We start from the raw sequence: 17793 nt of genomic DNA on the forward strand, positions 1-17793 counted from the left end.
CCTATGGCGGCGTAGATCAGGGCCACGGTTTTAGAGAGGACATGAACCATGGATATCCGCCCGATCGACGATGAATACTCGGTGTCCGGCCAGATCACCGTAGAGGATCTCGACCAGATCAAGGCCCTGGGTTTCAAGTCCATCGTCTGCCATCGCCCCGATGGCGAAAGCCCGGATCAGACGCCATTCGGTGTCATCGAGGCTCGCGCCAAGGAACTCGGCCTGGAGATCACCCAGGTGCCTGTCGGCCCGATGGGCGTGACTGAAGAGGCCGTGCAGGGCATGGTTGATGCGCTGGACGAGTTTCCGCGGCCGATGCTCGGCTATTGCCGCTCCGGCGCACGCTCGACCGCGATCTATCAGAAGACACATCACATTCGCGGCTGAACGGGTTCTTTCCCCCGGCCTTTTGATTGCAGGGCAGGCCATGGTCATGCCCTTTTATCTGTCGAAGAACAACACCAGGAGAACACCATGAGCATCAAGCGTATCGACGTTGGCGTCCGCATGAGCGGCGCTGTCATCCACGGCAACACCGTCTATCTCGCCGGCCAGGTTGGCGAAGGCGAAAGCGTCACTGATCAGTGCAAGTCGGCACTGGCTGAAGTCGACCGTCTGCTCGCTGCAGCTGGCACCAACAAGTCGAAGATCCTGCAGACGCTTATCTACCTCTCGGACATCTCCTACTTCGCTGAGATGAACGCCGCCTGGGAAGCCTGGGTCGATCCGGCCAACACGCCGGCCCGTGCGACCAGCGAAGCCAAGCTTGCAGCGCCGAAGTACAAGGTCGAATTCATCGTGACGGCAGCGCTCTAAGTCGCGCCATCCGTGATTTTTTCAAGGCCGGTGGGCTCGCGCTCACCGGCCTTTTGTCTGGGCGATTTCCGTAAGGGTGCGGGAGGGCGTGATAGCTTCCGGGTCGAGCGCAATCTCGATGATGGCCGGCTTGCCGCTCGCTCGCGCCCGTTCGAAGGCCGGGCCGAATTCTTCCGTCGCCTTCACTGTTTCGCCGTGGCCGCCATAGGCGCGGGCAAGGGCCGCGAAATCTGGATTGTCGAGTGCGGTGGCGCTGACCCGGCCGGGATATTCCCGCTCCTGATGCATGCGGATCGTACCGTACATGCCGTTGTTGATGACTAAAGCGATGAGCGGCAGTCCATACTGGACAGCCGTCGCAAATTCCTGACCATGCATCATGAAACAGCCGTCGCCGGCAAAGCAGATGACTTCGCGATCAGGAAAGAGCTGCTTTGCGGCAACCGCTGCCGGCAGGCCATATCCCATCGAGCCCGACGTCGGAGCCGCCTGCGTGTTGAAGCGGCGGAAGCGATGGAAGCGGTGAAGCCAGGTGGCATAGTTGCCGGCGCCGTTGGTGAAGATCGCATCATCGGCCGTATTGGCTTCGATCCAATCCATGATGCGGCCCATATGGACGGCGCCGGGGCTCTTTTCCGGTGTTTTCGACCAGGTGAGGTAGGCTGCGTGCATACGTTCCGTGCGCTCGGCCCACGGAGTCGCGGTTGGCGCATCGAGTTCCGCCAGAGCTGCAACGAAGTCCGCTGGGCTGGCACAAATGGCCAGGTCCGGCCGATAGACGCGGCCGAGTTCTGAAGGGTCGGGATGGATGTGGACGAGCTTTTGGCGCGGGTAGGGGATATCGACCAGCGTATAGCCGGAGGACGGCATTTCGGAAAGACGTCCACCGAGAAGGATCAGCAGATCCGCCTCTTTGATTTCCTTTGCCAGCGCCGGATTGATGCCGATGCCGACATCGCCGGCATAACTGGGATGCAGATGGTCGAACAGCATCTGCCGGCGGAAGGAGCAGCCGATCGGCAGCTTGAAACGCTCGGCGAATTGCCTGATGCCGGAAACTGCTTCTTCGTTCCAGCGCGTGCCGCCAAGAATGACCATCGGCCGCTGGGCAGCCGCAAGGCGCTGACTAAGCTCTGCAAGCTGGTCGCGGCCCGGATGGGCGGCAACAGGGACATAGGGCAGCGCTTGCGGCGCTTCGACCTCGTCACGCAGCATGTTCTCGGGCAGGGTCAGCACCACCGGACCGGGACGCCCCGATGTTGCCACAGCAAAGGCACGGGTGACGAATTCCGGAATGCGGGCGGCATCGTCGATCTCGCCGACCCATTTGGCGAATTCGGTAAAGGCGCGGCGAAATTCGACTTCCTGAAAGGCTTCGCGTTCGCGGGCATCGCGCTGGACCTGGCCGATGAACAGGATCATAGGGATCGAATCCTGCCGTGCGATATGAAGGCCCGCAGAGGCGTTTGTCGCGCCGGGACCGCGGGTGACCATGCAAATGCCCGGCTCGCCGGTCAATCGGCCCCAAGTATCCGCCATCATCGCCGCGCCCCCTTCCTGGCGGCAGACGAGCACCTTGATATCGCTGTCGCGCAGGGCATCGAGCACGGCGAGAAAGCTCTCGCCCGGCACGCAGGACATACGCTGCACGCCATTGGCCTTCAAAGCCTCGACGATAAGTTGCCCGCCCGTTCGCTTCATTTCCTCGCCTTCCCCTCCAGTTTGGCCAGTTCGGCCAGAACTTCCTCCTGATGTTCGCCGAGACGCGGGCTCGGCCGCGTATAGGTCAACGGCGTTTCCGACAGCACGATCGGCGTGCGGACGCTCGGAATGACAGTGCCGGCGCTATCCTCAAGATCGATCCTCAGTCCGCGCGCCACAATCTGCGGATCGGCGAACATATCCTCGATCGTGTTAATGGCGCCGGCCGGTACGGCGTTGGCCTCACAGGCTTTCAGCAGCTCTGCCTTGTTCCACTTCAGCGTTTCGGCAGAAATGAAAGCGCGCACTTCGTTGCGGTTGGCGACGCGGGCCTTGTTGGTCGCATAGCGCTCGTCGTCGGCATCGGTCTCCATGCCGAGAATGGCGCATAGGCGCCGGAACTGCCCGTCGTTGCCGACAGCGAGAATGAGATAGCCGTCGGCCGTGGGTATGACTTCGTAGGGCGAGATATTGGGATGGGCATTGCCGAGCCGCACGGGCGGCTTACCCGAAATCAGATAGTTCATGTTTTGATTGGCGAGCACTGCGGATTGTACATCGAGCAGCGCCATGTCGATGAGTTGTCCTTCCCCGGTCTTCAGCGCATGGATCAGGGCGGCCTCGATTGCCGATACGGCATAGATGCCGGTGAAGATATCGGCGATCGCGACGCCGGCCTTCATCGGCTGGCCATCCGGCTCGCCTGTGATCGACATGAAGCCAGACATGCCCTGCACGATATAGTCATAGCCGGCGAGACCGGCATAGGGGCCGGTTTGCCCGAAGCCGGTGATCGAGCAGTAGACGATGCGGGGATTGATCTTCCTCAGGCTTTCATAATCCAGCCCGTACTTTACCAGGCCGCCGAGCTTGAAATTCTCGATCACCACATCGGCCGTCTTTACCAGTCGGCGCACCAGGCCCTGTCCATCCTCGGTCGTGAGGTCGGCAGTAATGGAGCGTTTGCCGCGATTGGCAGAGTGGTAATAGGCGGCAGAGAGATTCTCGCCGTCCTTGCCTTCGACGAAGGGCGGTCCCCACTGGCGCGTGTCGTCGCCGCCGTCGGGATTTTCCACTTTGATGACATCGGCGCCGAGGTCGGCCAGCATCTGTCCGGCCCAGGGACCGGCGAGAACGCGGGCAAGCTCAATGACGCGAATACCGGAGAGCGGAGGTTTCTTGGTTTTCTGGTCTGTCATGTCGATCCACTCGCTTACGGCGTGAATGCAGTTTCAGATGTATCGGATACGGGCTTGGAAGCAAAGCGCCGCTCGCGCCAGAGAATGTAGAGGCCGGAGCCGGTGATGATGAGGATGCCGAGCCATTTGATCGCATCCGGGAAATTGTCGAAGACGAGCCAGCCGAAGATCGTGGCGGAAACGATCTCGAAATACTGCAGCGGCGCAAGTGTCGAGGCCGGCACGGCGCGATAGGCATATACCGTGAGGATACCCGCCGCTGCCGCGGTGGCCCCGACACCGAGCAGATAGAGCATGGCCGTCAGATCCGGAATGACCGGATCGAGGATTGTAGATCCCGTCGTTCGACCGATGGCAAGCAGGACCACACTGATGCCGGTCCCCCATAAAGCCGTCTGGAACTGCATCGACCATGCGTCCTCGCTATGGGAGACCACGCGCGTGATCATGACGTAGACGGCGACGCAAAACGCGGTGACGATAGGAAGCAAGGCGAAAAAGCCGACTTCCTGAAAGCTTGGCTGGATGATCAGCATCGCGCCGAAAAAGCCGACGGCACAGGCGGTATAACGCCGCCAGCCGATGGTTTCCTTCAGGAAGACGCTGCTGAGGATGGTGAGTATCATCGGCTCGACGAAGAAGATGGCAATGGCATCGGCCACTTCCATCACCTGCAGCGTGGTCACGAACGACACCATGGACAGCGTGAGCACGGTGGCACGGATGGCATGGACGCCGCTGCGTCGCCAACCCCACACGCCCCATTTCCCGCGCATTGCCATCATGGGGAGCGCAAAAAGAGCCTGGAAGATGAAGCGGGCGGCGGTCACTTCGCCCGGCGGAATCGTGGTCGCCGCGAGCTTGGAGAAGATATCCATGACTGGCGAGAGGACGACGGAGAGAAACATCGTCACCAAACCGAAGGTCAGCTCCGACTGCTGCAATCGCGCCGAGGAGCCGCTGGAGGTGTTCATTGTGGAATTCCCATGAGAATCAGTTGTTTGCCGCTACCCTCTTGCACCAGTCGGCGAAGTTGGAAATGGCTTCCTCGGCACCGATTTCGTTGAGAGTCTCGTGCCGCATGTCGGGATAGATTTCGGTGGTGATACGAGAGAATCCGGCTTTTTCCAAATGCTTTGCCAACCAGGAAATCGCTTTCGCACCGTCGGTCGCGGGATCCTTGCCACCGCCGACGAGATGGATCGGCATGTCACGTCGGAGACGATCGAGATGTGCCTTCTGTGGCGCGCGGAAAGTGAGTTCGAACAGGTCCAGCCAGAGCGAGACGGATGCGTCGAAGCCGCAAAGCGGATCGGCTATATATTTGTCCACCTGCTCGGGAATGCGCGAGAGCCAGTCGAAATCGGTGCGGCGGTTGGCGATCGATTTACCCCAGGTGTCGAAGGTCAGTTTCGGCAGCGGTCCACTCGGAACGTCCGATCCCTTGAACATGCGCTCCGTTTTGAGGATGAGTTGGGCGGCGCGGCCGGCAAGGCCCGGATTGAAATTGGAATTCCAGACGGTGACGGCATCGAACTTGGCTGGATGCGTGACCACAGTATTCAGGCTAATCAACCCGCCCATGGAATGCCCGAACAGGATGATCGGCAGACCAGGATGGGAGCTTGCGGCAAGCTCGCGCATGGCGAGCACATCGGCGATCACCTGCTCGACACCATTTCTCCGGGCAAAGCGGCCGATGGGTGCATCGGGGGCCATCGTCTCGCCATGGCCGCGATGATCGTGAGCATAGACATGAAAGCCTCGGCCCGCCATCGCATCCGCGAAGGCCTCGTATCGGCGGGAATGCTCGGCGAGACCGTGCGATATCAGCAGGATGCCGCGAGCATCGGTTGCCGCCGGCAAATGATGATAGGCGAGGGTTGCGCCTGTCTGACTTTTCAGGCGCTGCGTCTCGGCGAACATATATTGGCTCCTCCCCAGTTAGACGAAAGGTTATCCTCCGCTCGATTGCAATGGATAGGTGGTAAAGCTCACAGAAATAAATCTTTCCGAGCGCCGTGATTCAGGATTGCGCCTGCTCGCTCAAACTGCTTATTTGTTCCCATAATGTTCTAGTTGGAGGCAGGAATGAAGCAGTGGCTTCGAGTATTTGCAGTTGTACTTCTTTCGGTCGGAACGGCGGCGAGCGCCATGGCTCAGGAACATAGCCGCGGACGGACGCGCTTTATCCTGGCGGCGAGCTGGGAGCCGGCATTTTGTCAGACGAACCAGAAAAAGGTGGAGTGCCGGAACCAGTCGTCGAACAATCATGATGCCACGAATTTTTCTCTGCATGGCCTCTGGCCGATGCGGCAGGAATATTGCGATGTTTCCGAGGATCTGAAGCAGGCGGATCGTGGTCGCGACTGGAAGGATCTGCCTGCCGTGCAGCTTTCCCAAGACGTGAAGGCGAAGCTGGACAAGGCAATGCCAGGCACTCAATCCGGCCTGGAGCGGCATGAATGGATCAAGCACGGCACCTGCACGAAGCTCAGCGCCGATCAATATTTCTCCATCGCCGCTGGCCTGATCGCCGAACTCAATACGTCTGCCGTGCGGGATCTTTTCGCGCAGAATATCGGCAAAGAGCTGGATGCCGAAAGCATCAAGGCGGCCTTTGATCAGAGCTTCGGCGAGGGCGCCAATGCGCGCATCAAGATGAGCTGCCGCCGCGTCGGTGATGTCCGAATGATTTCGGAGCTGACCATCGGTCTCTCCGAAGATGCGATCGATCCCCAGCAGGGCAGTGAGCCGCGGCTCGCCAAACTGATCCAGGGGGCCGGCAGCACCTCCTTCGGCTGTGATCGGGGTGTGGTGGACGCGGCCGGTTTCTGAGAAAATACGGCCTTTCTGACGCGGATAATGCCCTCGGACAAGGTTTCGCCGTTGCCCGAGGGCGGGGTTTCGCCTACATAGCGGCACAAATCGCAACGCTATTCGCCCGTGGAGCAACCCAAGCTATGGCACGTCAGTTCATTTATCATATGGCCGGTCTGAATAAGTCCTATGGCGCCAAGAAGATTCTCGAGAATATCCATCTATCATTCTACCCCGATGCCAAGATCGGTATTCTCGGCCCGAATGGTGCAGGTAAGTCGACCGTGCTGCGCATCATGGCCGGCCTCGACAAGGAATATACCGGCGAAGCCTGGCTGGCCGAAGGCGCCACCATCGGCTACCTGGCGCAGGAGCCTCAGCTCGATCCCAACAAGACGGTTTTCGAAAACGTCATGGAAGGCGTTGCCAAGAAAACCGAAATCCTCAATCGCTACAACGAATTGATGATGAACTATTCCGACGAGACGGCGGAAGAGGGCGCCAAGCTCCAGGATATCATCGACAGCCAGAACCTCTGGGATCTGGAAAGCCAGGTGGAGATGGCGATGGAAGCCTTGTGCTGCCCGCCGCGCGATGCCGAAGTCACCAGCCTTTCAGGCGGTGAGCGCCGCCGTATCGCGCTGTGTCGTCTGCTTCTCTCGCAGCCAGACCTGCTGCTGCTCGACGAACCGACCAACCATCTCGACGCTGAGACCATTGCCTGGCTGGAAAAGCACCTGCGCGACTATCCGGGCGCCGTGATGATGATCACCCACGACCGCTACTTCCTCGACAATGTTACCGGCTGGATTCTCGAACTCGACCGCGGTCGTGGCATTCCTTACGAAGGCAACTATTCCGCCTATCTGCGGGCTAAGGCCAAGCGCATGCAGCAGGAAGCCCGCGAAGAAGCTGGCCGCCAGAAGGCGATCAGCCGCGAACAGGAATGGATTGCCTCCAGCCCCAAGGCCCGCCAGGCCAAGTCCAAGGCGCGTATCAACGCTTACGAACAGCTGGTCGATGCTGCCGAAAATCAGCGTCCCGGTGATGCGCAGATCATCATTCCGGTCAGCGAGCGTCTCGGCCAGGTGGTGATCGAGATGGAGGGCATCACCAAGGGCTTCGAAGGCCGCACGCTGATCAACGATCTGTCGATCAAGCTGCCGCCCGGCGGCATCGTTGGCATCATTGGCCCGAACGGCGCCGGCAAGACGACCCTGTTCAAGATGATCACCGGGCAGGAAAAGCCGGATGCCGGCACGGTTCGCATCGGCGAGACGGTGCATCTCAGCTATGTCGACCAGAGCCGCGACGCGCTTGACGGCAATAAGACGGTATGGGAGGAAATCTCCGGCGGCGCCGAAGTCATCAAGCTCGGCAAGTTCGACATGAACTCGCGCGCCTATTGCGGCGCCTTTAACTTCAAGGGCGGCGACCAGCAGCAGAAGGTCGGCAATCTCTCTGGCGGTCAGCGCAACCGCGTTCATCTGGCCAAGATGTTGAAGGCTGGCGGCAACGTGCTTCTGCTCGACGAACCAACCAACGACCTGGATACGGAAACGCTGGGCGCGCTGGAAAGCGCGCTTGAAAACTTCGCCGGCTGCGCCATCATCATTAGCCACGATCGCATGTTCCTCGACCGCCTGGCCACGCACATCTTGGCCTTTGAAGGCGAAGGCCATGTCGAATGGTTCGAAGGCAATTTCGAAGATTACGAGCAGGACAAGATTCGCCGTCTCGGCCCCGATGCCCTTAATCCGGGCAGCCAGGCGCATAAGCGCCTGACACGCTGAGCTCCCGGTTTGGCTCCTTGAAAACCCCGGCTTGTCCGGGGTTTTCGTTTATGTAGCAATCGCCCTAGATATTCTGTTTTCGCCGGAAACTAATGGATTTCCGACGTCGAACTCCCTTGGCTAGCCGATTGGCTCTTGCCAAGAAAACCCAAATCACATAAAGATATCTTTATATCTTGATTGGGTGCGGAATGACAGATCTGGTTAAACTCGGCTTGGATGACGTAGTGGACGTGTTGAAGGCGGTCGGAGAGCCGACGAGGCTGCGTCTTCTCGCGCTTCTCGCTGCCGGCGATCTCACGGTGACCGATCTTACCGAAATCCTTGGCCAGTCGCAGCCGCGCATTTCCCGGCATTTGAAGCTGCTCGGCGAAGCCGGACTGATTGATCGTTATCAGGAAGGCGCCTGGGCTTACTTCCGGCTGAAGCAGGAGGGCAAGGCCGTGACGCTGGCCCGCAGCCTCCTGCGCCATACCGCCGAAAAGGATACGGTGCTGCTGCGTGACGGGGAACGTCTTGCTTCCGTGAAGCGTATCCGGGCCGAACGCGCCCAGGCCTATTTCAGCCGCAATGCCGCCGAGTGGGATGAACTGCGTCGTCTCCATGTCGCCGACGAGGATGTCGACAAGGCGCTGATCGACCTGATCGGCCCGCAACCAATCGACTCCTTCCTGGATCTCGGCACCGGCACGGGCCGGATGCTGCAGCTTCTGACCGGGCATTACCGCCGCGCCATCGGCATCGATGCCAGCCGTGACATGCTGGCGGTCGCTCGCGCCAATCTCGACCGGGCCAACATCACAAGCGCCTCCGTGCGGCATGGCGATATTTTCAACCTGCCGCTCGAGCAGCAGGATTTTGATCTCATCACCATCCACCAGGTGCTGCATTTCCTTGATCAGCCGGAGGTTGCGATCAATGAGGCCGCACGAATGCTGCGACCCGGCGGCCGGCTTGTCATCATCGACCTCGCGCCGCACGGGCTTGAATATCTGCGTGACGAGCATGCGCATCTGCGCCTCGGTTTCTCGCATCAGGCCATGTCGGATTGGCTGAAACTGGCGGGGCTAGATGTGGAGCGCGTGCAGGATCTTCATTCGGGGAGGGAAGGCGGACAGGCGCTGACCGTCACCATCTGGCTGGCGCGCGACCCGCGGTTGCTGATTGCGTCCGACCAGGGCCACCAGTCATCCCCCATTCTTGCCGGGAGAGTTTGACATGTCTTCGAGATCAGAAAGCCATAATGCGGGTATCCGCATCTCCTTCGAGTTTTTTCCGCCCAAGTCGGAAGAGGCCGAGCAGCAGCTGTGGAACACCGTCGAGGAACTCAGCGATTGGGACCCTGAATTCGTTTCTGTGACCTATGGAGCGGGCGGCTCGACCAAGGCGCCGACGCTTTCCGCCGTGCGAAAGATGATCCACGAGACGCCGTTCACGACCGCATCGCATCTGACCTGCGTCGGCGCTACGCGCGAAGATACGCATCGTGTGATCGACGAGTTCCTGGCTACGGGTGTTCGCCGTTTTGTCGCGTTGCGCGGCGATCCGCCGGGTGGTGTCGGTTCGGCCTATAAACCGCATCCGGGCGGTTATGCCAATGCCGCGGAACTGGTTGGCGCTTTGCGGGAGCGCGGCGATTTCGACATTTCCGTTTCCGCCTATCCCGAAAAGCATCCGGAAAGCCGCGATACGGCAGCCGATATCGACATGCTGAAGCGCAAGGCAGAGAACGGTGCTAACCGAGCCTTGACGCAGTTCTTCTTCGATAATGACGCCTTCGAGCGTTATCATGATCGCGTTCACGCCGCCGGCATCAAGATTCCCGTCGTGCCGGGGATCATGCCGATCCAGAACCTGACGCAACTCAAGCGCTTCGCCAGCGCCTGTGGCACGACTATTCCAACCTGGCTCGACGAGCGTTTCGATGGTTTGGATGAGGATGTCGAGGAGCGCGCCAAGGTCGCAGCGGATGTCGCCGCCGAACAGATACAGGATCTCGTGCGCCGTGGCATTCACGAGTTTCACATCTATACGATGAACCGTTCGCCGCTTGTTTCCGCCGTGCTTGAGCGGCTCGGTCTCCAGCGCAAGATGGCTTCTCAGGCTGGCGCTGCTGCCTAAACCGCTTTGCGAAGCGTGACGATAAAAAGCGCATGTCCGGGCGGGCATGCGCTTTTCTAATAGAGCAGGGGTTTTGTTAACTTATCGGAGTTTGGTCGTGTGCGAATTTCCCTGAAGCCGTCAGATGAAAAGCATCGTCACGACGAAAACGAAGGCCGCACCGACCACTAGGACGTTGATGGATCGTGTTAATCCCATGTCTTCCTCCTCAGTCAGCTGTTAAATGTTATGTCGAAAATGTGTTGCTTGGAAAGAACATTCGATGCTGCGACGCAGTATCGAGTTCGCGGTGTGATTCATGGGCTTTCGGCAACATTTTGATATTACGTTATAAATGTCGATTGCTGGTTTGATGACGGGCTGTGAATAAATATTAATATGTTGTGACTGCAGGCCATCCGAATGGAGCGGGAGATCATGTTTCCCGCGTCCTAACGCCGCGTTTCATCCATGCGAAAAGCCGCCCATCGAGGACGAGCAGACCTGCGGCGATGAGCAGCATGCCGGCGATTTCGGTAGGCCCCATCCGCTCGCCGAGAAAGAGGAAGCCGAGCAATAGCGCGCTCGGCGGCACGAGCAGAGTGACGAGGGAGGTGTTGGTGGCGCCTGCAAGCTCGATGATACGAAAATAGAGGATGTAGGCAAAAGCGGTCGACAGCAGCGCGAGGCCAAGAATGGCGGCAATTGCCGTTACCGGCGGGGTGGCAAGCGCCCAAGGCTGGTCGATCATCAGTGCGACCGGCAGCATGATGAGCGAGGAGCCTGTCAACTGGCCCGCTGCTACAACCGGCGGCGCGATGCCTTTGAAGCGTTTGGCATAAATCGCTGCAAATCCGTAGGAGATTGCCGCGAGAATCGGCAATAGGAGTGCCCAGAAGGGTATCGAGCCACCGCTGGTAACGCTCGGTCCGAGCAACACGATGGTTCCCAGGAGTCCAGTGAGGCAACCAGCCAGCTTGGCCGATGTCAGGCGCTCATCCGTTGTCAACTGATTGCCGATCAACACGGTCCACATCGGCGTCGTCGCGTTCAGGATGGATGCGAGCCCGGCACCCATCTGCGTCTGGCCGCAGAAGATCAGCGTATGCGGTATCGCATTGTTGATTAAGCCCAGGAGCAGAAATTGCGGCCAATGACGGCGCAGGGAATGATAAATGCTGAGGCGGCCGGCTAGATAGAGATGCAATGCCACAGCCGCCAGCGACAGACGCAGAAAGACGAGCGCGAAGGGCGGCACGTGGTGAACGGCGATACGGGCGAAGAAGAACGAACCGCCCCAGATCAATCCGAGCAACAGCAGCAGGCCCCAGGTCGAGGCGTTCATTCGATGTTCGCCATTCATTGGCATCTCTCCTCTTTCGAGGCATCTAAACCGGAAGAGGGTAGGCTCTCCACCCGTTTCTTGCTGTTTGGGAATTGTAGATGCTCACAAGTGCGAGGAGAGCAGATACAAAAAAGGCGGCCTGGAGCCGCCTTTTCGATCTGTATATGGAAAAATCAGAGCGCGTTGAGCAGCGCCGTCGTCGCCCAGCCGTCGGCCGGCATGCCCAGGCGGAACTGTTCCTTCTGGATCGCGACACGCGTGCCGGAGCCAAGAATGCCATCGATCTTGCCGACATCATAACCGCGGGCCACAAGCTTGGTCTGAAGCGCCTTCATGTCGACGTCGTTCAGGCCCGGCTCGGGGTTGCCCTTGTTATAGGGCGGAGCACCGGCAAAGCGGGTAGCGAAATAGGCGGCCGAGGTCGTGTAGATGAACGACTGGTTCCATCCGAGATAGGTATTGTAGTTCGGATAGGTCAGGAAGGCGGGTCCCTTGCGACCCTGCGGCAGGATGAGAGCGGCGGGCAGGGAGCCGAAGCTCGTGTTGCCGTCTCGCGGCGTGACACCGAGCTTGAACCAATCGCCTGCAGTCAGCGTGCCGCCGATACCGGATTTTTCCCAGGGAAGATTGTCCGGAACCGTCACCTCCTGCAGCCAGGGCTGGCCGCGCTGGAAGCCGAGATGCTGGAGGAATCGTGCTGTCGTCAGAATGACGTCAGGTGCGCTGGTCTTCAGATTGACATGACCGTCGCCATCGCCATCGGTGCCATAAGCGATGATATCGGGCGGCAGCATCTGCGTCTGGCCGATTTCGCCGGCCCATGCGCCCGTCGTCGTTGCCGGGTCGACATCGCCGCGTTGGACGAGCTCGATCAGCGCGATCAGGCGCGGACGGAAGAAGTCCGGCCGGCGGCAATCGTGCGAGAGAGTGACCAGCGCGTTGCGGGTGTTGAAATTGCCCTGAACGGCGCCGAAATCGGTTTCCATCGCCCAGAAGGCGGTGATGACGCCGGGAGGTACGCCATAGTCCTGTTCGGCCTTGGCGAAGACGTCGGCATATTGCTTCATCTTCTGGCGGCCGATGTCGAGACGGCCCTGGCTTACGGTGCGCTGGGAGAATTCGAGGAAAGTCTGGCGGAAGACACCCTGACTGCGGTCCATGGCAAGAACCTTCTGGTCAATCTGGGCGCCGGCGAGCGTCTTGTCGGCAGCGGCAGCATCTGCGCCATCGGCAATCGCCTCAGCCTTCACGCCTGCCAGAAATGCGGTGAGATCGCCGCCGCAGGCTACCTTCGGAGTGGCGTCACTGCTCGCGGGCGGCACTGCAGCCGGTGCTGCGCTTTGAGCCAACGCCGTACCGGTCATGGCTGAAGCGAGGAGCAACGCAAGCGCGCCGCGTCGAATGGTGTCACGATCCATGAGCGATCCTTTCCAGTGATAGAATAGGGTCGCTTTCACAGAAGATTGTGACATAAGCAAGAGAGAATTGGCTGCAGTCTCAAGAATTTCCTTGCTTCTCTACTGCTGCTACCCAGTTGTGCCAATTTTGTTCAGAACCGGCAAAAACATTGATATCCGTCGGGCCTTTGATGCCGGGGATGACGCCCGTCGAGGTATATTGCCAGAAGGCCCAGCTACGGTCTGCGTAGGTCTCTTTCGGATGCTTGGCGACGGATCGAACCCAGAAGTGATAGTCCTTGAAATAGCCGACTAGATTTTCGCGGTGAAAGTCGACCGAAGTATAGATGATCGGGCGTTTGCCGTAATAGGCCTGCAGGCGATCCATAAAGCGCTTGATCTCGCTGCGTACCGTTTCGGGAGCCGGTCTGGTCTTGCAAGTGGGGGAGCCCGGGTTCCATTCGACATCCACGACGGGCGGAAGCGCCATGGCATCCTTCGGCACGTTGCGGATGAACCAATCGGCCTGCTCGTCGGCCGTCGAGCAGAAATAGAAGAAATGATAGGGCGCATGCAGAAGTTCGGCAGCGCTCGCTTCATTCCAATATTCGGTGAAGCGTGGATCGATCCGATCCTTGCCCTCCGTCGCCTTGATGAAGACAAAGGCGACGCCGGAGCTCTTGACGGCTTTCCAATCGATATCGCCCTGCCATTTGGAAATATCGATGCCATGGATGGGATGGCGCTGCGGATGATCGCGGCCGAAGTCCTGCGGTTTCGTGTCGGCAAATCTGGTCTTGGGAAGGGCCGCCGTCGAGAGGGCGTCATAGCCCGTTGTGCAGCCAGTCAAGGCAAGAGCGAGCGGCAGTAGGCATGCCAGAAGCCGGCGCATAGATATCCTGTTATGGCCCGAGTGATCTTGCTGCCCCAAGATTTGGCTTCCGTAATGTGGTCCCCGAGAATCCGAAAGAGCGGCAGACCGTACTGCTTCCAGCCGATCTTGCCACTTTATTCACCATATCAACGTAAAAAATGCGTTATCTTCAAGCAAATTCTTATGCTTGGCGCCTTCCGAGGCCGGATTTTGCGCTGGAATCTGTCGCCGCTCAGGCGCCGAGCCGGGTCGCTACAGCCCGCCAGGCGTAACCACGGCCGATCTTTTCGGTTTTCACCGACATGCCCCGCACTGCAGCCTTCTCTTCGAGCACGGTCAAAAGATCGGCGCGGGGAGTGACGTGGAATTTCTTTAGCCAGCCTTTGAGCATGGCACGGAACCAGCCTGGCAACCCTTCCTGCTGGCCGAAATCGACGATGTGGAGCTCGCCGCCCGGTGCGACTGCGTCGAGCGATGCGTCGATGGCATTTTTCCAGTCGGGGATCATCGACAGCGCGTAGGAGACCATGACACGGTCGAAGTCCTCGGTGCCGAAATCGTCGGGCGAGAAGGCGGTGGCATCGGCGACGCGAAAATCCGGCATCTGTTTCAGGCCGCGGAAATTATTGCGGGCGGAGATCAGCATTTCCTGCGAGATATCGAGGCCATAAAGGCGGGCAGAAGGGAAGCGCCGATAGGCGAGCAGCATATTGCGGCCGGTACCGCAGCCCACTTCCAGAAGCGAGCCGCCGACGGGAACATTCAGCTGTTCGATCGTGCGATCGCGGCCGAATAGGTAATATTTGCGGGTAAGGTCATAGATGTGACGCTGATAACGGTACATGCCGTCCATCAGCTTGGCGTGGTTGTTCGCGCTGGTTTCTATGCCTGTATCCGCCTGGCTCACGCTTTTTTCCCGTAGATGTGGAAACCGCCATAGATAGCCGAGCGATCACGAACATTGAGTTCCTGCGAACGCTCTTCGAAATAGATCCACTGGTCGCGGATCGCTTGAGAAAGGCGGCCTTCGATGATGCTCTTTTCGGCGGCCGTGCGGAAGATGACGCGGGCGCCTTCGCGCGCTGTCCGGGTGATCTCCGCCCAGAGGCCATTGAGCTGCTCGTCGGTCATCCAGTCCTGCGCATCGAGGAGGATATAGCGATCGCGCGAAGCTGCCGGCTTCGAAGCGAGAAGCTCGGTGAAATTGGCGTGATGGACGCTTACACGATCGGCATTGGCGCGGATCGCCGCGTAGTGCTCCGGCTTGAGATAGGTGGGCAGAGGCCCTTGATGCTGGGCAGCGTAGCGCCGAGAGAATGCCTGCCAGGCAAAGTAATTGTCGCGCATCGGAAAATGACAGGCGAGCTTTTCGAGGCGGTGTTTCAGCACGGCAGAAATGGAATCGTCGCCCGCCAGGCTCGCAAGCTCGTCATATTGCTGCGGCGGAATGCCGAGGCCAAAGAGCGAGCTCTTGCGACCGAGCAGCCAGCGAACCGCCGGTTTGTCGAAGATCGGAGCGATTTCTTCCTCGAAGAACTGACGCTGCTCGCGCATGGTACGGGCTTCAGTCATCTTTTGGAGGCGAACGCCGTGCAGGCGCGCCAGTATATGGGCAGCGCCGATAAACCGGCCGAGAAGGCCGGTCTTGTAGATATTGCGGTTGAAGACCGTGATGCGGCGGCGGCCATAGAGATCGCGACCATCCCAGTAGCCAGCCGTTGCCGTGTCGAGGCGCGGCGCGATGAACTGGTCGTAAGCCTGGCTATTGCCCGAAAAATTGGCCGTTCCGAAGAAACGCACCAGGTCCGCGTGGCCGGGAAGCAGGCGGAAGGCAGCAAGCTTCAGCTTGTTCAGTGCGATGTGGTGGCGATTGAGATCGACGACATCGATGGATGCGGGATTTTGCGAGAGATAGGCGAGCATGTTGCAGCCGCCCGAACCGATGGTGACGATGCGATGATGCGCTTCCAGCTCCATCGCCTCCATATCGATATCCGGATCTTCCCAAATCTGCGGATAGACAAGGCCGGAAAACAACATGCCGAACAAGCGCTCGGAAAGGCCTGCCTTAGACAGTGCCTTGTGCTGCAGCAGAGCGTCCTTGAGTTTCCGGTTCTTTTGGAGACCGGCATCCGGGGCGAATTCCGTCATCTGAGTCTTGTCACCGATTTGTGAATTTCAGGGCGTGTAACCCGGCAATGCTACAGTCTGATGACGCGGGCTGTTGGCAGATCCAGCTGCAAAGCATCCTTGCACATATTTAAGGAGCCCTGATCATCATAGGTCTTTCATCTTGCTGCGTTTCCTGATTGTCTCCGCCTACCTTTCTGGAGAGTATGTGACATGCGTTTGATATCGAGAGTGATCGGGGCTCTTATTGTTCTGCTGCTGATCATTGTCGCCGGCGGAGCCATCTGGCTCTCTCTTTATCCGCCGGAATTACTGAAGGTCGGCGATGGCTACGCGGCAAAGATCGTCTGCTCCAACACATTCGTGGCCAAGCGGGATCCGGACAAGGTGATGGAGGAAGATGTCCAGGCTCCCGGCAATCCGGCATTGAAGCTCATTCGCGTCTATGTCGATCGGGACGAGGGTGTGGTGACGGCCCGTTTCCTGGGATTGTTCGCGCCGAACCGTGCGCTTTATCGCGGTGCGCTCGGCTGTGCGCTGGTGCCGGACGGTGATCTGCAAACGGCTCGCAGCGCCGTCTTCCTCAACAAGGTGAAGGCGCCGAAGAACGATGCGGTTTGGCCGGATGGAGATACGGTAAACCTCGATCAGGGTGACGTGGGTAGGAAGCTTGCCGATGTCGTATCGAATCCGGATCTCGCCGGGCCGGCCATGCGTGCGATCGTCGTGGCCAAGGATGGCCGTATTGTCGCCGAGACCTATGGCGATGGCTTCAGCAAGGCAACGCCGCTGATAGGCTGGTCGATGACGAAGACGGTGAATGCCGCGATTATCGGCCGACTCATGCTGGCCGGGCGCATGTCCTTCGACGATCAGAATCTTCTGCCGCAATGGAGCGCCGACTCGCGCAAGAACATTAAGCTCAGCGATCTTCTCGCCATGGAAAGCGGGCTTGCGTTCAATGAATCCTATGGCACCGTATCGGATGTAACGCGCATGCTCTATCTCGACGCGGATGTGACGAGCCTAGCAGCCAATGCGCGTCAGCTGGCAGCTCCGGGTGAGCGTTTCAGCTATTCCAGTGGCACGGCTGCGCTGCTTTCTCGCCTCTGGATGAACCGGCTGCCCAATCTGAGCGCTGCCATCTCCTATCCGCGCGAAGCGCTCTTCGGGCCGCTCGGCATGTACAGCGCAGTTTTCGAGGCCGACGAGCGTGGCACCTTCGTCGGCAGTTCCTATCTCTATGCTAATGCCCGGGATTGGGCGCGCTTCGGCATGTTTCTGCTACAAGACGGGGTCTGGAATGGGCATCGTCTGCTGCCGGAGGGATTCGTCGGCGCCATGCGCACGCCGACGAAGGCTTCCGAGGGCGTTTACTCGCAGGTTCAGGCCTGGCTTGCGGGGCCTGGCGGCTCTAACGCCCAATTCGGTCTGCCCGCGGATGCATTTTGGATGACCGGTCATGACGGCCAAACGGTCGCAATCGTCCCGTCCGCCAATCTCGTCGTCGTGCGGATGGGGCTGACGCCGACCTGGGCGGATTATCGGCCGCAAATCCTGCTGAAGCGAATCATGGATGTGATAAAGCCGGCCACGAACTAGGCCGGCTTCTCAGAAT

Annotated in this window: 16 protein-coding genes; 7 read left to right on the top strand and 9 right to left on the bottom strand. The window is 59.3% G+C overall.

What is annotated here, in order from left to right; genetic code table 11:
* Positions 1–48 precede the first annotated feature (48 nt).
* A complete protein-coding gene (locus FHT73_RS02475; RefSeq protein WP_112334441.1) occupies positions 49–387 on the top strand; it encodes a sulfur transferase domain-containing protein in 339 nt (112 codons plus the stop codon).
* Positions 388–474: 87 nt separating this feature from the next.
* A complete protein-coding gene (locus tag FHT73_RS02480) occupies positions 475–816 on the top strand; it encodes a RidA family protein (protein ID WP_112605158.1) in 342 nt (113 codons plus the stop codon).
* Between the two features lie 42 nt (positions 817–858).
* Here the strand turns inward: FHT73_RS02480 and FHT73_RS02485 are convergent, their stop codons facing one another.
* The 4 genes from FHT73_RS02485 to FHT73_RS02500 are packed head-to-tail and all read right to left on the bottom strand — an operon-like array spanning position 859 to position 5642.
* Complete coding sequence (locus FHT73_RS02485) at positions 859–2517, bottom strand: thiamine pyrophosphate-binding protein (RefSeq protein WP_112605161.1); 1659 nt, start codon at positions 2515–2517, stop codon at positions 859–861.
* Complete coding sequence (locus FHT73_RS02490; RefSeq protein WP_183709644.1) at positions 2514–3716, bottom strand: CaiB/BaiF CoA-transferase family protein; 1203 nt, start codon at positions 3714–3716, stop codon at positions 2514–2516. Before FHT73_RS02490 ends, FHT73_RS02485 begins: the two co-directional genes overlap by 4 nt.
* 14 nt (positions 3717–3730) lie before the next feature.
* Positions 3731–4690 carry a DMT family transporter gene (locus FHT73_RS02495; protein ID WP_183709646.1) on the bottom strand — a complete coding sequence of 320 codons (960 nt, stop codon included), beginning with the start codon at positions 4688–4690 and terminating at the stop codon, positions 3731–3733.
* 19 nt (positions 4691–4709) lie between these two features.
* Positions 4710–5642 carry an alpha/beta hydrolase gene (locus FHT73_RS02500; protein WP_183709648.1) on the bottom strand — a complete coding sequence of 311 codons (933 nt, stop codon included), beginning with the start codon at positions 5640–5642 and terminating at the stop codon, positions 4710–4712.
* A 165-nt stretch (positions 5643–5807) separates the two neighbouring features.
* On the opposite strand from FHT73_RS02500, the gene FHT73_RS02505 reads away from it, so the two are divergent.
* From FHT73_RS02505 to metF, 4 genes are all read left to right on the top strand, one after another.
* Positions 5808–6554, top strand: coding sequence for a ribonuclease (locus FHT73_RS02505; protein ID WP_112605173.1), 747 nt, complete (start codon positions 5808–5810; stop codon positions 6552–6554).
* A 125-nt stretch (positions 6555–6679) separates the two neighbouring features.
* Positions 6680–8329, top strand: a complete 1650-nt coding sequence (gene ettA, locus FHT73_RS02510; protein WP_112334452.1) for an energy-dependent translational throttle protein EttA — start codon at positions 6680–6682, stop codon at positions 8327–8329.
* Positions 8330–8520: 191 nt separating this feature from the next.
* On the top strand, positions 8521–9546 hold the full coding sequence (locus FHT73_RS02515) for a metalloregulator ArsR/SmtB family transcription factor (protein WP_183709650.1): 1026 nt from the start codon (positions 8521–8523) through the stop codon (positions 9544–9546).
* A gap of 1 nt (position 9547) precedes the next feature.
* Entirely contained in the window at positions 9548–10450 is a 903-nt protein-coding gene (gene metF / locus FHT73_RS02520; RefSeq protein ID WP_183709652.1) for a methylenetetrahydrofolate reductase [NAD(P)H], read from the top strand.
* 415 nt (positions 10451–10865) lie between these two features.
* Here metF and FHT73_RS02525 read toward each other — a convergent pair whose 3' ends face one another.
* The 5 genes from FHT73_RS02525 to FHT73_RS02545 all read right to left on the bottom strand — a co-directional run bounded on the left by FHT73_RS02525 (position 10866) and on the right by FHT73_RS02545 (position 16196).
* The gene (locus tag FHT73_RS02525) at positions 10866–11792 is read right to left on the bottom strand and encodes a DMT family transporter (RefSeq protein ID WP_183709654.1); all 927 of its coding nucleotides are present in this window, start codon (positions 11790–11792) and stop codon (positions 10866–10868) included.
* A 155-nt stretch (positions 11793–11947) separates the two neighbouring features.
* On the bottom strand, positions 11948–13192 hold the full coding sequence (locus FHT73_RS02530) for a lytic murein transglycosylase (RefSeq protein WP_112605185.1): 1245 nt from the start codon (positions 13190–13192) through the stop codon (positions 11948–11950).
* A gap of 79 nt (positions 13193–13271) precedes the next feature.
* The gene (locus tag FHT73_RS02535) at positions 13272–14063 is read right to left on the bottom strand and encodes a GH25 family lysozyme (RefSeq protein ID WP_112605188.1); all 792 of its coding nucleotides are present in this window, start codon (positions 14061–14063) and stop codon (positions 13272–13274) included.
* Between the two features lie 214 nt (positions 14064–14277).
* Positions 14278–14898 carry a class I SAM-dependent methyltransferase gene (locus FHT73_RS02540; protein WP_183710140.1) on the bottom strand — a complete coding sequence of 207 codons (621 nt, stop codon included), beginning with the start codon at positions 14896–14898 and terminating at the stop codon, positions 14278–14280.
* Positions 14899–14948: 50 nt separating this feature from the next.
* Positions 14949–16196 carry a DUF3419 family protein gene (locus FHT73_RS02545; protein WP_112605194.1) on the bottom strand — a complete coding sequence of 416 codons (1248 nt, stop codon included), beginning with the start codon at positions 16194–16196 and terminating at the stop codon, positions 14949–14951.
* 192 nt (positions 16197–16388) lie between these two features.
* On the opposite strand from FHT73_RS02545, the gene FHT73_RS02550 reads away from it, so the two are divergent.
* Complete coding sequence (locus FHT73_RS02550; protein ID WP_112605197.1) at positions 16389–17777, top strand: serine hydrolase; 1389 nt, start codon at positions 16389–16391, stop codon at positions 17775–17777.
* Positions 17778–17793 lie beyond the last annotated feature (16 nt).

This window comes from Rhizobium sp. BK098 (genome assembly GCF_014193155.1).
Classification (GTDB): Bacteria; Pseudomonadota; Alphaproteobacteria; order Rhizobiales; family Rhizobiaceae; genus Rhizobium.